This is a genomic window from Microcoleus sp. Pol8_D6, from assembly GCF_036700965.1.
In the GTDB taxonomy this organism is placed as follows: domain Bacteria; phylum Cyanobacteriota; class Cyanobacteriia; order Cyanobacteriales; family Microcoleaceae; genus Microcoleus.
This window is the reverse complement of record NZ_JAUBPW010000038.1, coordinates 1-14,716: the sequence shown is the minus strand read 5'-3', so window position 1 is coordinate 14,716 and position 14,716 is coordinate 1. Positions and strand designations below refer to the sequence as shown.

Sequence of the window (14,716 nt, the reverse complement as noted above, 5' to 3'; positions counted from 1 at the left end):
AGTGCGTGACTTTTGAGTCACTCCATTCGTCGCCCAAATTTTCTTTTGTCACGCACCCTACACAACTGCCTTATGCCTTCATTGGAACTTTTAATAATGTCAAAAAAACTGGGATTGCCAGAGCCAAATATTGAACTTCAGCGCAATATTTTGGATAAAACCGAGTTAAACTCTGCCTTAACAACTGAAGACAAAACTCTTGTTTCGGGAAAGCCAGACAGTTTAAAAAAAGGTGAATTAGCTGACAATCAAGGCAAAATTTGGGCGATCGCATCGCTGTCGGCGGCGCTGCTAGCGGTGTCGCTGGCGGCGATTTTTATTAGGTTGAGCGAACGGGAAATCAGCCCGAATGCTACTGTTTTTAACCGTTTGTGGATAGCAACTGTAGTATTTGGAGTGTGGAATGGTGCTGATGCTGCGCGTCGCCGAATGTCTAGGGGACAAGTTGAAGAGCGATCGAACTACACTCTGCAGGATGTGATGCTGTTAATAGCCGTAGGCGTGGTTTCTTCTGCTTCTGTGGGTTTCTGGGCCTGGTCACTGAGTCAGACTAATGTCGCTAATTCTACTGTACTGCGAAACTTAACTCCTTTATTTACTACTTTGGGGGGATGGCTGCTGTTGGGGCGACGCTTTGACAACAGGTTTTTGGTGGGACTGGCGGTGGCTTTGTCTGGCGCAATTGCGATCGGAATCGACGATTTGCAAACTGCGGGAGACAATCTTGTCGGCGACGTTGCTGCTCTTTTATCGGCGATGTTTTATGCAGGAAATCTCCTAATTTCCGAACATTTGCGAACCAAGTTTCCGGCTACAACTATATTGATGTGGCGCTGTTTTATGGGCAGTATCTTGGTTTTGCCACTGGTTCTCCTTGCGGGCGATCGAGTTTTCCCTTATTCTTGGGAGGGATGGCTGACGGTAATTGCTTTGGCCGTGGTTTGCCAAGCTTTTGGTCAAGGACTGCTTATCCACAGTCTAGGTCGTTTTTCGTCGGAATTTGTAGCTTTTTTCCTGCTCCTAGAACCGGTAATTACGGCTATTATGGCTTGGGTGCTGTTTTCGGAAAGTTTGAGCTTGTTTAATTGGTTTGCTTTTTCTGTGGTTTTGGCGGGAATCTACTTGGGAAAATCTAGCAGTTCGGTGGCTAAAAAATGAAACAAAAAGGAAAAAATACTTACAATGACTCCAACATCAATCAGCCTGAATAGCTGGCATTATGATTTTAGTTTGCTGCCTCAATATTTGGAGGTGCTGTTTGCTAAATTGCGGATTGCTGTGGTGTTCGGCGGCGACTGCGATCGCCCCGGCTCAGTGATTTACAAAACTCACAATCCCCGCGCTTGGAAGAGTTACGAAATCGTCGCCCGCGAGATTGCTACAGCCTTAGCAGAAATTGGCTTTAATCACGTCTTTGTCATGCCAGATGACATGAACTTGCCGGAACAACTAAAACAAAAAAATATCCATTTAGTGTGGCTGAATACTGGCGGAGTCCAGGGCTACAATCCTGTTTGTCACACTCCCGCATTGTTGGAAATGTTGGGAATGCCTTATGTGGGTCACAATCCTTTAAACAGTTCAACTTTAGATAACAAACACGCTTTTAAACGGGAACTGCAATCAGTCGGAATTCAAACCGCTCCGTTTATGACTTGGCATCCTTCTCAAGGGATTTTGCAGCCTAATTTACATCAGCGTTTTGCGATTGCTTTTGGTGACTATCAAGGGCCGTTTGTTGTTAAACCAGTATCCGGTCGCGCTTCACTGCACGTTCATTTTGTAGACAATATTGAGGGTTTGTCTCAGGCGGTTTCGGACGTTCACCGAGATACTCACAATACTGCTTTAATTGAAAAATATTTGCCGGGAAGAGAATTTTGTGTAGCGGTTTGTGGCTATGTTACTTATGCTAAAGGCATATTTGATAAAAATACCAAACCCTTTGCTTTTTCGACTGTCGAGCGGGTGCTGGAGCCGGAAGAACGCATCTTTACTTCTATGGATAAAAAGGCGATTACGGCCGACCGAGGACGGTTGATGGGCGGTGAGGAACCTGAACTAAAAAAAGATTTAATTGAGTTAGCTCGAAAAATTTATTGGGAGTTTAGTTTGAACAGTTTGGTGAGGATTGATGTCCGAAGTGATGCTGATGGCTCACTTTATGTTTTGGAAGCAAATCCCAAACCGGATCTGAAACATCCAGGGGAAAATGTGACGAGTTTGGTAGCTTTAGGTTTGGCGGAATACGGAATGAGTTATAACGATTTAATTTTTAGTTTACTGGCGGATAGGTTGGATTATTTGTTGACTCAGCATATCGAAATTATTCCTCATATTGTGGATTTGCTTCATTAATCGGACTTGCAGGGTGCGCTGCACCTTACCTGTAAACAAAACAGATTTGTAAAGAAATATAAATTGTTGAGCCAAGTGAACACAGGCTGGCAAGTTGTGATAGCTTTGAGTAATATCAATTCCGGTTGCACTCCTCATGACTGTTGACTGTTGACGGGCGGGTCGCAAAACTGAATGGTTGATTGTTAACTGTAGACTCGATTTTCTTATTCCGATGCAACCGGAAACGATATAAGATAGCGAGTTGTGGATGTCCATTTTTTTCGTCAGAATCAAAATCACTCAATTTATATTAATTAGATAAAACAAATGGAAGCATTACTTTTATTAATAGGATTTGGAGGCGGGGCATTAGTCTGCTGGCTAATTTTGAATAAGCGAAATTCACGCAATTTGGTGCGGATGCAGGGTTCGCAGGAGGCTATATCGAATTTGGCTGCTCAGTTGGATGCCCGAACTTCGGAATTGCGACAAAAGCTACAGAATGAAAATCAGCTAAATTCTGAATTGTCCCAGTTGCAAAGTCGGTTAGAAACTGTGACTGGCGAGCAAGAATTGTTAAAAAATCAAGTGTCGGAAATGGAAGAATTTTTGGCAGGACTTGCCCAGGATCGATCGCAAATTGATGCTCTGATTGCTGATTTGCAGTTTCAGCTAGAAAATGCTCAACAAGCTGAGTCGCAGTTAGCAGAAGTGGCAGAACTTAAAGATCAGTTAGAAGTTGCGGAGCAGGAGCGATCGCAGCTTAACGCTCAATTGCTGGAAATGCAAGCAGAGTTAGAGGCGGTTGATGCAGAACGTTCTCAATTTCACGCTCTGCTGTCGGAATTTGAGAGTCAGTTGGAAACGGCTAGCCAAAGCCGATTGCAGGTACAGTACCAGTTGTCGGAAATTCAAATTAAGTTCGAGCGCTCGATTGAAGAGCGGCACCAACTTCAGTCTCAACAGTCGGGTTTGCAAACTCAACTGCAATTACTCGAAGCAGAGCGATCGCAATTTACTTCGGAATTGTCAGAGCTACAAGCTCAATTGGAGAGTGCAGAGCAAGAGCGCGAAATACTCAACTCTCAATTGCAAACCGCTCGCCAACAAGCACAGCAACCTCCATTTGAATTATTAGAACTGCAAAGACAGTTAGAAGCTGCTAATCTGGATAAAATGCAGTTAAACTCTCAAGTTCATGAACTACAACTTCAATCCGAAATGGTTGTTTTAGAGCGAGAGAGACTGCTGTCTGAGTTGTCAGAATTGGAGTCTCAGATACATCGCAAGGAGGAAGATAGCTCGCAACTCCAGTCTCAGTTATCAGAACTGCAAGCTCAATTAGAAACTGCTAACACAGAACGCTCGCACCTTTATTCTCAACTCTCGGAATCCCAAAGTCAAATCGAGACAGCCCATCAGAATCAAACTCAACTTCAATCTCAAATCTCCCAGTTAGAACGCCAGTTAGAAAGTGTGCGTCAAACTCGCTCTGAATTAGAATCTCAGCTAGAAACTGCTAACACAGAACGATCCCAACTTTCTTCTCAACTCTCGGAAATTCAAACTCAAGCCGAGACAGCTAACCAGAATCAAAATCAACTTCAATCTCAAATCTCCGAGCTAGAACACCACTTAGAAAGTGTGCGTCAAAATCGCTCTGAATTGGAATCTCAACTCACTTCTCAAATCTCCCAATTGCAAAGTCAAAACGAGACAGCAAACCAGAATAAAAATCAACTTCAATCTCAAATCTCCGAGTTAGAACACCAGCTAGAAACTGTGCGTCAAAGTCGCTCTGAATTGGAATCTCAGCTCACTTATCAAATCTCGGAATCCCAAAGTCAAATCGAGACGGCTAATCAGAATCAAGCTCAACTTCAATCTCAAGTATCCGACTTAGAAAATCAGTTAGAAAGTGTGCGTCAAACTCGTTCTGAATTAGAAGTTCAGCTAGAGACTGCTAACACCGAACGATCGCAACTTTATTCTCAAATTTCGGAATTCCAAACTCAAACCGACACAGCTAACCAGAATCAAACTCAACTTCAATCTCAAATCTCCGAGTTAGAACGCCAGTTAGAAAGTCTGCGTCAAAGTCGCTCTGAATTGGAATCTCAGCTCACTTCTCAAATCTCGCAATTGCAAAGTCAAATCGAGACGGCAAATCAGAATCAAGCTCAACTTCAATCTCAAGTATCCGAGTTAGAAAATCACCTAAATATTGTGTATAAAACTCGCTCTGAATTAGAAGTTCAGCTAGAAACTGCTAACACAGAACGATCGCACCTTTATTCTCAAATCTCGGAATTACAAAGTCAAACCGAGACAGCAAACCAGAATCAAACTCAACTTCAGTCTCAAATCTCCGAGTTAGAACGCCAGTTAGAAAGTGTACGTCAAAGTCGCTCTGAATTGGAATCTCAGCTCACTTCTCAAATCTCGCAATTGCACAGTCAAATCGAAACAGCTAATCAAAATCAAACTCAACTTCAATCTCAAATCTCCGACTTAGAAAGTGAGTTAGAAAGTGTGCGTAAAAGTCGCTCTGAATTGGCATCTCAGCTAGAAACTGCTAACAGAGAACGATCGCACCTTTATTCTCAACTCTCGGAAACTCAAAGTCACATCGAGACAGCAAATCAGAATCAAGCTCAACTTCAATCTCAAGTATCCGAGTTAGAACATCAGCTAGAGACAGTTTATCAAGAACGCTTGCTGGTAACATCGCAACTTTCCGAAGCGGGCGATAGACAGTCTGAGAATTTTGAGTCGAAGTCAGGGCAAATTAAAGCATCTACTTCTGATCCCAAAGTTTTGAAGAGTCAAAAATTTGTTGTTTCTCAGCAGGGTCAAGGCGATTATACTACTATTAGCGAAGCGCTGAAAAATGCAGCACCGGGCACGCGGATTGACGTGCATCCAGGCGTTTATCGCGAAAGTCTAATTCTCGACAAATCGGTAGAAATTATCGGCAGCGGAGATGTCGACCGCATTGTGGTTGAAAGTATCAACTCAAACTGCATTAAAATGGCAACTGATACTGCTTTAGTGCGGGGTTTAACCCTTAGCGCCACTGGGAAATATTACACTGTAGATATTCGCAAAGGCGAGTTAATAGTAGAAGACAGCGATATCACTTCTGTGGACTATTCTGTGGTGGGAATTTGCGGCCCTGATGCAAATTCTATCCTGCGCCGTAGTCAAATTCATGATGGGGTATGGAACGGAATTTTTATATCGGATAATGGGAAAGCAACGGTGGAAGATTGCAGTATTTTTGACAACGGCAGTTTGGGAATAGGTGTCGGATTGGGAGGAAAATTGATCGTGCGTCGGTGTCGGATTAATGGTAATGAAGGTGAGGCGATCGGCATTTACAGAGATGGCATTGCTACCGTGGAAGATAGCGATTTAACGGGCAATGCTGGGGGTGCTTGGCGCATTGCAGATAACGGATACCTGCGCGGCAAAGGCAATCAAGAATAGAAGAAGGAAGTTCGGCAACGGATTCGCTCGACGGATGTAACGGATGTCAGGAAGAAGGAAGTTCGGCAACGGATTCGCTCGACGGATGTAACGGATGTCAGGAAGAGGGAAGTTCGGCAACGGATTCGCTCGACGGATGTAACGGATGTAACGGATGTAACGGATGTCAGGAAGAAGGCAGAAGGAAGAAGGAAGAGGGAAGAGGGAAGAAGGAAGAGAAAAGAGGGAAGAGAATTCCCAATCCGCGATTGCCAATACCCAATTACCAATTCTAAATGCCTAACAATCGAGCTGGATTGTGTTTCATCATTAAATCAATTTCGTGCGGAGAAATTCCTTGATTTATCAATTTTTTCACAAATAATTTGTAACCTTCTGCAGGTAAAGGATCGGGTTTTCTTCCCAAATCTGTACTCATAACAAAATGCTCTGCTCCTATTAGTTTAATCGCTGCTGCCATCTTACTAATAGGAACTTGATGCCAGTTTTTGTGTCCCTCATCAGCGGCATTTTCTCCCATCAAATCGTTGACAAATGCGAGTTCTAGAAAAGCTCCCATCTGGGCGGCTGTTTGCATATTTTCTAGGGATAAACCGGGTACATCCGCCATTGCGTGGGTAATCAGGATGTTTTTAATGCTGAGCAGGTTGGCTTCAGCTACAACTGCCATCACTTCTTCTGAGGAAATATGACCAGTTTCCAATACCAAATTCTCTTTAGCTACCATCTTCAACACCGCTGCTGTTTGCGGTAAAACTTTGCCCTTTTCCGCAACTTTAATCCCCCTTCCCGACTTTTGAAAAACCTGCAAGTGATGCTCAGCATCAACCGTTGGCAGCCACACTACTTTACCGTATTTGCCGCCGATGCGGTGCATTGCTTCGACAGCTTGGGGATTAATGCCGCCGACAGCATAATTCAGAACAACTCCTCCGAAAACTTGGATTTCTGGTACTATTTTATTAACCAGAACTGCCCGCGCTGCTGTGCTGGCATAATGATTTTTCAATACCACAGCTTTCATCTTCGCCCTAGCAGCTAATTGCGCTACTTCAAAATCGTCTAATCTGCGAGGAATCACATCAGGAGAAGAATGAATGTGAAAGTCGATCGCACCTTCGATCGTACTCTTTGGCAAATGGACCATCGGCGAATCTCCGACAGCATAAACTGGCAGACAAAACCAATAGCAAACCATCCAAACTAACGTAAAAAAAACAGCTTGCATTCATCCCCTCTTCTCTTCTCGCCTCTGCGTTCTCTGCGTTCTCTACGGTTCATTCCCTCTTAATTCTCTCAAATAAAAGATTTAACCGCATTTGCTAAAGCTGCTGCATTCTCTTCGTGCATTCCCAAGGAACCAGGAATAACTCGCGACTCAACACCCGGTAATTCCGTTAATGCTTCCATTTCAGCCTTTGATTTGGGCGGCGCATTCTCAGCAATTACAACCATCACTGGCACTGCTAATTGTTGAAAATTATCTGTAAATTCCGATCGCACTTTTGCCGGATCTAAACCACCAGTCACAAAGGCAGCGGAACCGTATCTAGCACCGGGTTTTTGCGTCACTTGCCATTTACTTTGGATGAAATCGGGCGTGACTTTAGCTGCATCAACATAGACGTGGCGGCGGTACATCAAGCTGAGGAATGACGGCGCAGTGTTGAGTTTGTATAGGAATTGTCCCAGTAAGGGCGATCGTACTAATTCTCTCACAATTCCATGCCATCCGCTTTGCTGTTTGCTCATCGTCGGCAAAGGCCCGCGCCAAGTCGGCGCAGCTAACACAATCTTTGACCATACATTGGGCTTTGATTGCGCTAACTGCATAACATAACCCGCAGCATGACCTGCCGCAACTACAGCAACCGGACTATTAAAAATTGCCTCAACAAAATCCTTGATAAATTGATGGTATAGTTGCGGTTGATAGTCAGTTCGCGGTCGATCCGATGCGCCAAAACCCGGCCAATCTAAGCTCACAACTTGAAATTCAGAAGCTAACAATTCTGCTAAAGGACGCATTTCTTCTCGCGTCGAAACTGTACTGAAAGCAGGCAGCAGCAATACAGGATTTCCCTGTCCTCTGGTTTCGTAAATAACTTTGATTTGCGTTTCTTGCCAATTCCAGATATATTCTTGAACGGCAGCGGGATAGTTGCCCGAACCTGATTTTGTTAAATTGGTAGTTTGAGTCATAACTTTTTATTCTTTTAATTTGCTTCGGCTTGCTTGCTCAATTCACAAGCAAGCGCCTTATTTTTCATCATTTGAAAAATGTTGTAAAAGCCGTTCGCGCGGGAAGGTGTCAGACTCACATTCAATCCCGTGTCTTGAATAAAATCTGGGGTAATGGTGACAATTTCAGCAGGTGTTAATCCGCTCAAACCTTCCACCAGCAAGCCAACTAATCCTTTGACTAACTGAGCGTCTGAATCGCCTTGATACAGAACTTTTCCGTCTGCCAAATTTGCAGTAATATAAACTTGCGACACGCAGCCAGAAACTTTGTTTTCCGGCAGTTTGTCGCTTTCGGAAAATGCTGGGAGTCGCTTGGCATACCACAGCAGTTGTTCGTAGCGCTGTTTCGGATCGGAGTGTCGCTGAAAGCGCTGGACGATTTTAGCTAGGGCTGCGGGTAGTGCGGTGTTTGTGGACATGATTCACTCGTAGCGGTTTACTGCGTTAATATTATACCTTCAATTGTAGCAGGTAAGGGCGATCGATTTGAGATTTGAGATTTGAGATTTGAGATTTGAGATTAGGATTTATGCATGAGATAGTAGGGACACGGCATTGCCGTGTCCTCATGGGTTTTTCAGACACGATCTTAAACTAAGCAACTGTTCAGGTGTTCTCGAATTTGAGCGGTATCTAAGTTGCGGCCGATGACTACGAGTTGATTGTTAGGTGCGGTAAACCATTCGGAAGCACCTAATTCGTATCTGGGGCCACTGAGTTGAAAGATGTGTCTCATCGGACTGTCGTTAAACCAGAGAATTCCTTTTGCCCGAAATACATCAAAGGGCATTTTTTCGGTGATAAATTCTTGGAATTTGTGAACATCAAAAGGTCGATCGCTCTCAAATGATAGTGAAATAAATCCGTCGTTATCTAAGTGATGAGATTGATGTCCGTGATTGTGGTGTTCGTGATGGTGTTCGTGTTCGTGATCGTGTTCGTGTTTTTCCTCAATTTCAAGACTGTTGAAAATATCTGCTTGCGTTAAACCTACACCCAAAATTAAGGGTAGAGGAACTTCACCGTATCGAGAGTGTAAAATTCTCGCTCCTTCCTTAACTGTGCGAATGTAAGATTATAACTCTTCTACTTTTTCTTGAGGAGCTAGATCGGTTTTGTTCGGCAGCACAATATCTGCAAATGCCACTTGTTTAAAAGCTGCTTCGCTGTCAAAATGATCGGGAGTGAATGTTTCGCTATCGACTACGGTAAGTACAGAATCTAGATTGGTTAAATCCCGCAATTCGGTGCCGACAAATGTCAGGATAATCGGCAGCGGGTCGGCCACTCCGGTGGTTTCAATTACCATGCAGTCGATGCGTTCTTCTCGTTCTAAAACTCGGTATACTGCATCGACTAAGCCTTCGTTAATAGTGCAACAGATGCAACCGTTGCTAAGTTCTACCATGTCATCTTATGTAGAAACAAGAAGCTGCGAATCGATGTTGATATCGCCAAATTCGTTAACTAAAACTGCTAGTTTTAAATCTTGGCGATTTTTGAGTATTTGATTGAGCAAAGTGGTTTTGCCGCTGCCGAGAAATCCGGTAATTATAGTTACTGGCATCCCTTTTTTGGGAAGATCGGCAATTAAATCTGGGGTTTATACGGTGAGATTAGTCATTGTTATTCATTGGTTAATTGTAAAGGCATTGCTGTTAATTTCCCAAGCCGATCGCACCTCATTGCTGACAGCCCGGTGCGATCGCCTCTGCTGCTAAGATACGGGCGAGCGAGCCGATCGCGTACTAAGTATGATAATCATTCTCATAATACCTGAAAATGCGGTTGCCGCGCAAGCTTTACAATTACAGATCGGTGCCATATCTCCGATCGAGCGTTAATCTGAATAGGTTACTGTAGTTAACGAGCGCGATCTATCCACAAACAGGAGAATATATGGTAAGTAACTAGCCGGATTGTCTCTTAGGAGTTTGGGCGATCGCGCAGGAATAACTCTGCAAAAATGTTATTTATCTAAAAGCAAAGCGGTATAATATATTGTGAAAAAAATCTGGCTAAAATATCGAGTTTTTCAGGCAGTTGTATTCTTAGGATTGGGTTTGCTGTTAACCATCGCCCTTTCACTTTCTTTTGGTGCGGTGCCGATGAGTTCAGCTCAATTGTGGCAAGCATTTCTGCACCGAGGTGATGCTGTAAATCAAACTATTTTCTGGGAAGTGCGTTTGCACAAAGTGGCGGCAGCGCTGACAGTTGGTGCGGCGTTAGGAATGTCGGCAGCTTGGCTGCAAGGGCTGCTCCGCAACGGTTTAGCCGCTCCTTTTGTATTAGGAATTTCGGCGGGTGCGGGGTTAGTTGCGATTACCGTGCTGACTTTGGGAATATTTCAAACTGGGGTGCCTTTGGCGGCTTAGATAGGTGCTATTTTAACTTCGATACTGGTCTACTTTTTGGGACAAACTAAAACGGGAATTTCTGTCGAACGTAGGGATTACCGCAGTCACTGCCGAACGCACCCCTCCCAATTTGGAAAAAATCATCGCATTGAAACCGGATTTGGTAGGTGCGTCGGGGTTTCATGACGAAACAATGCAAAAATTGCAGCAGCTAGGAATTAAAACTTTACTCACTCAATTTGATAGCTGGAAATCTTTAGAAGAGTTAACAACAACTTTAGCTAAATCTCTCAATACCAATCTTGAACCTCTGTTAAAACGCTATTAAACATTTTTAGCAGACATCCCAACTTAAAGCCCCGCTACTTTAGTTTTGGTAAGCAGACAACCGATTTTATCACCCAATCAAAGGGGCTGGAGATTTGCTGGGTAAGTTTAACGTGAAAAATGTCGCAGCCCAATTGCAAGGAGATAGCCCCGTACAAGGCGACGTGACGCTTTCAGCGGAAAAGGTTTGAGAGGCTAATCCCGAAGTAATCATTATTGTCGATTGGGGAGAAGGAATTTTAGACCAATTTAAATCTGATTCATTTTGGAATCAACTAACAGCCACCAAAAATAATCGAGTTTACGTTTTTGACTATTATGGATTGGTCAACCCAGGTAGTATCGAAAAAATTGAGCAAGCAACTGCTCAACTTAAACAAGTTCTAGCTAAAAAGTAGAGACCCGATTTTGAGAGATACAAAATCTCTAGAAATCCTGCAACAAATTGACTACAATTTCTCTAAAAGTGAGAAAGCTAAAGGCATTGCCAAGCGCACAGCGATCGGAAACCGGGTTTTTGAGCCTGACTCCCAATGCTGTCGGCTCGCCCTCAAGAAGCTAAATCCAGAGGTGGCAAACCGCGCAACTGTCGCAGCGAGTTGATACACATCTGACAGTCGCAGCCAAACAGCGCCACCGCGGCATCGCTTTCTTCTTCCGAAAAATCCAGCATCGCCACTTGTTCGTCAGCAGGCCGCTGCCAACTGATTCTTACTTTAGAATTAGCAGCAGCAGATTTGCCAGAAAGCCGCACGCAAGTCAGGCGCTGAGTGTGGGGCGATCGCACGCATTGGGGCGAATCAGCCGATTGGGCTGGTGTTTCGCCAATTTGAGCGGGATTTGCGATCGCGCTCAAAGACATCAGAGATCCAAACAGCGTCGGACTTACAAGTAAAGTGAGGAGCAATCGATTCATTTGTCGTGCTTAAGAACTTTAATGTATACATTAGCCGATTATCTGTTGCAATTCAACAAGGTGTTCGTTCGCTATCAGTACGATTTGCCGTTATTAAGGTTTAAAAGCCGAATATTTACCGTTTAAACTTTCAACAATTGTCCGGGTATTAGCAACCAGCATTTTCTGATAAGTATCACGTTCGCTCCCCAGTTTAAGATTTGTTGCAATTTGAGTAAATTTAGGTCGCCAGTGATAACAAATTCATCCAAGGCGGGTAAACTGATTTCAGCAAGGGTTACTCGAAGCAGCGAACAAGTTTACCTCAGAAACCAGGTGGGGAGTGATGAGTACAGTTTTAGTGGTGGAAGATTCCCGCAGCCAGCGGGAGTGCATTTCACATCAGTTGAGGTGCAGCGGATTAAATGTAATTCAGGCATCTGACGGTGTAGAAGCGCTGGATAAAATTGAGAAAAATTGTCCTGATTTAGTATTATTAGATGTCATAATGCCCCGTCTGGACGGCTACGGGGTTTGTCGTTTAATTAAAGCTAATCCCGAAACTCGGAACATACCGGTGGTATTTTTAACAGGCAGGGGACAGCAGTTAGCTTTATTTGCGAGGTTCCAGGGCGATCGCGCCGAGGCTTATGTTAGCAAACCTTGGCAGCCGAGGGAACTTTTGGCAACGATCAAAAAAGTTTTGCTCAATGCCAATATTAAGTTCGATCGAGCTTCAGCCGACGCTTGGACAGAATACGGAATTTTAAACTTAAGTACAGTCGAACTGTATCAAAGCCATGCCGATGCTTGGACAAAATACAGCTCCCAAATTATTAAATTGTACGATTCCAGCTTAGCAGCTTTCGAGCAAGCTTTGGCAATTGAACCGAGTCACTCGAATGCAAACAAGTACCGCAACCGAGTCCAGACAATTCGGGGAATTTTGATGAAAAAATTAGAGCAAACTAAACCTTGCAAAGTCTGCGATTATTATTACGGTAAGGATGGCATCAATTGTGCAGTGCATCCTGCTGGCCGCCCTCAAGAACAGTGTCGCGATTGGGAATTTAATTAAACTAAAATGAAAACAAATAACCGCGCTAACTTGGAAAAGTTGCTGCAAGAAAGAAACGAACATCCCGAAAGAATGGCGGAAATTGATGAAAAAATTAATGCCACTTTCCGCAAAAATTACGCAATTTTAGTAATGGATATGTCGGGATTTTCTCGCACGACAGTCCGCTACGGAATTATTCATTTTTTGGCAATGATTCACCGGATGCACGGCATTGTCAAACCGATAATTTCAGAATACGGCGGCACTGTAGTTAAGGAGGAAGCAGACAATATTTTTGCAGTTTTTACTGATGTAAAATCGGCGGTGGAAGCTGCGATCGACTCTTTGAAACAAACGGCCGCTGTCAACACGACACTGCCACCGGAGATGGATATTTACCTCTGCATTGGTATTGGCTGTGGCGATGTTTTGATGCTGGAAGGAGAGGATATGTACGGATCGGAATTTAATCTGGCATCCAAGCTGGGAGAGGATTTGGCGGAACGGGGAGAGATTTTGCTCACCTCAGCAGCTTTTGAAAAGTTGGAAGGCGACAAGCAAAGTTGGGAAAAAGTGGAACTTTCGATTTCGGGTTTGGAGTTGGTGGCGTACAAGCGGGTGTAATCGGGTGAATTTCTGTTGTCTTCTCGTTCTTCGCCATGCTAGAAAATGAGAACATGACCAAGAATTTATTGATGGTACCTGCCACGTGATTTATCTGTGGAATCAACCCAAAATCGAAAATCCTCAACCCCACGCATTTATCCGTGGGGTCGCCTCTAAAATCTAAAATATAAAATCGATTGACTTGCCTCAGCCTTCACTATAAACCCGGTTTCTTCGCAGATATCGAGCGACTCAGCCATTTTGGTAGAAACCGGGTTGATGAGGCTATATTATTAGAGAATATCGAATTTAAATAAAATTTAAAATCAGATGATTGAGCAACACAAAACTTGGCAATCTATTAATTTATCCGCTATTCGACAGCGACTGGCTTGGCTTCAGCAACAGCCAGACAAAGTTATTTTTTGCAAAGAGTCTGGTGTTCACTATGTGGGAGTCACAAAAGAGCGATCGCACATTAAGCTATCTTTAGTAGAAAAAGTAAATCGGCAAACAGATTTACTGCAATCTATTTTCGATCTCAACAATCCTTTACATCTAGTGTCTGAATATACTCAGGCGATGATGTTGGGTTTAGTGTGGCAAAGCCAACCTCAAAGAATCTACATAGCGGGATTTGGCGGCGGCAGAATTCCCTTAGTTTTGCACCACTATTTGCCAGAAACTGTTATAGAATGTACGGATGTCGATCCGATCGCGATCGAAGCAGCTACAAAATGTTTTGGAGTGCAGTTTGACGATCGGCTAACTGTAACAATTCAAGACGGCAGAGAGTATTTAGAGCGGCAAAAATCAGATACTCAGTACGATATCATCATGATCGATGTAGCTTTTGGCAACGGCTACTTTCCGCACCGCCTCTCCACCAAAGAATTTTATCAAATCTGCGAAAAACACTTGTCAAGCGAGGGAGTTTTGCTAGCCAATCTGCTGCACAGAGATCAGTTTTATGCCGAAAAAATCACGACTTTTCAAAGTGTGTTTTCTCAGGTGTACGTGTGTGTTTGCCAGGAAAGTAATAGCATTTTGATTGGTAGCAACAGCCAGATTTTGGAGAAAGATGAGATTTTTGCTAAGGCAAAATATTTGCAAGATAGCTATCAATTTTCATTTCCATTAACAGACAGATCACAGGAAGTAAAATTAGGTAGAGAATTGGCGGAAGCTATACCTAATTTAGACAAAGCTCAAATTTTGCATGACGATTCGCCGCCCGCTGGTTATTTTGATTGCTGGTTATTCTGATATTTATAATAAATCCCGGTTTACTCTTTGTGGAACAGCCATCTTGCCTGTTACTGCTGGGGGGGTGACAACCCACCCAAAACCCATAGCTAGTAAGGATTGAGCCAACTTGTGGTAAAAAAAGATAGGCAG

12 protein-coding genes and 1 pseudogene are annotated in these 14,716 nt (G+C 43.6%); 8 read left to right on the top strand and 5 right to left on the bottom strand.

Annotated features, from left to right (window positions below; genetic code table 11):
• The first annotated feature begins 96 nt into the window (after positions 1-96).
• The 3 genes from QUA10_RS16380 (at position 97) to QUA10_RS16370 (ending at position 5,829) form a co-directional block, all read left to right on the top strand.
• The gene (locus QUA10_RS16380) at positions 97-1,158 is read left to right on the top strand and encodes a DMT family transporter (protein ID WP_333083501.1); all 1,062 of its coding nucleotides are present in this window, start codon (positions 97-99) and stop codon (positions 1,156-1,158) included.
• A 24-nt stretch (positions 1,159-1,182) separates the two neighbouring features.
• Positions 1,183-2,358: an ATP-grasp domain-containing protein gene (locus tag QUA10_RS16375; protein ID WP_333083500.1), complete on the top strand. Its 1,176-nt coding sequence runs from the start codon at positions 1,183-1,185 to the stop codon at positions 2,356-2,358.
• A 309-nt stretch (positions 2,359-2,667) separates the two neighbouring features.
• A complete protein-coding gene (locus QUA10_RS16370; RefSeq protein ID WP_333083498.1) occupies positions 2,668-5,829 on the top strand; it encodes a right-handed parallel beta-helix repeat-containing protein in 3,162 nt (1,053 codons plus the stop codon).
• Between the two features lie 271 nt (positions 5,830-6,100).
• Here QUA10_RS16370 and QUA10_RS16365 read toward each other — a convergent pair whose 3' ends face one another.
• The 4 genes and pseudogenes from QUA10_RS16365 to QUA10_RS16350 form a co-directional block, all read right to left on the bottom strand.
• Positions 6,101-7,057: a DUF6282 family protein gene (locus QUA10_RS16365; protein WP_333083496.1), complete on the bottom strand. Its 957-nt coding sequence runs from the start codon at positions 7,055-7,057 to the stop codon at positions 6,101-6,103.
• Between the two features lie 68 nt (positions 7,058-7,125).
• Positions 7,126-8,031: an alpha/beta fold hydrolase gene (locus QUA10_RS16360; RefSeq protein WP_333083495.1), complete on the bottom strand. Its 906-nt coding sequence runs from the start codon at positions 8,029-8,031 to the stop codon at positions 7,126-7,128.
• A 14-nt stretch (positions 8,032-8,045) separates the two neighbouring features.
• Complete coding sequence (locus tag QUA10_RS16355) at positions 8,046-8,492, bottom strand: SufE family protein (protein WP_333083494.1); 447 nt, start codon at positions 8,490-8,492, stop codon at positions 8,046-8,048.
• 170 nt (positions 8,493-8,662) lie between these two features.
• Positions 8,663-9,640, bottom strand: a pseudogene (locus QUA10_RS16350) (CobW family GTP-binding protein).
• 436 nt (positions 9,641-10,076) lie between these two features.
• On the opposite strand from QUA10_RS16350, the gene QUA10_RS16345 reads away from it, so the two are divergent.
• Both QUA10_RS16345 and QUA10_RS16340 read left to right on the top strand, forming a co-directional pair.
• Positions 10,077-10,448 carry an iron chelate uptake ABC transporter family permease subunit gene (locus QUA10_RS16345; protein WP_333083493.1) on the top strand — a complete coding sequence of 124 codons (372 nt, stop codon included), beginning with the start codon at positions 10,077-10,079 and terminating at the stop codon, positions 10,446-10,448.
• Between the two features lie 112 nt (positions 10,449-10,560).
• Complete coding sequence (locus QUA10_RS16340) at positions 10,561-10,758, top strand: ABC transporter substrate-binding protein (RefSeq protein ID WP_333083492.1); 198 nt, start codon at positions 10,561-10,563, stop codon at positions 10,756-10,758.
• Between the two features lie 549 nt (positions 10,759-11,307).
• Here the strand turns inward: QUA10_RS16340 and QUA10_RS16335 are convergent.
• Positions 11,308-11,673 (bottom strand): hypothetical protein, encoded by a 366-nt coding sequence (locus QUA10_RS16335; RefSeq protein WP_333083491.1) that lies wholly within the window; start codon positions 11,671-11,673, stop codon positions 11,308-11,310.
• Positions 11,674-11,998: 325 nt separating this feature from the next.
• On the opposite strand from QUA10_RS16335, the gene QUA10_RS16330 reads away from it, so the two are divergent.
• The 3 genes from QUA10_RS16330 (at position 11,999) to QUA10_RS16320 (ending at position 14,584) form a co-directional block, all read left to right on the top strand.
• Positions 11,999-12,730: a response regulator gene (locus QUA10_RS16330; RefSeq protein WP_333083490.1), complete on the top strand. Its 732-nt coding sequence runs from the start codon at positions 11,999-12,001 to the stop codon at positions 12,728-12,730.
• Between the two features lie 6 nt (positions 12,731-12,736).
• Complete coding sequence (locus QUA10_RS16325; protein ID WP_333083489.1) at positions 12,737-13,336, top strand: adenylate/guanylate cyclase domain-containing protein; 600 nt, start codon at positions 12,737-12,739, stop codon at positions 13,334-13,336.
• Between the two features lie 312 nt (positions 13,337-13,648).
• Positions 13,649-14,584, top strand: coding sequence for a fused MFS/spermidine synthase (locus QUA10_RS16320; RefSeq protein ID WP_333083488.1), 936 nt, complete (start codon positions 13,649-13,651; stop codon positions 14,582-14,584).
• Positions 14,585-14,716: the final 132 nt, after the last annotated feature.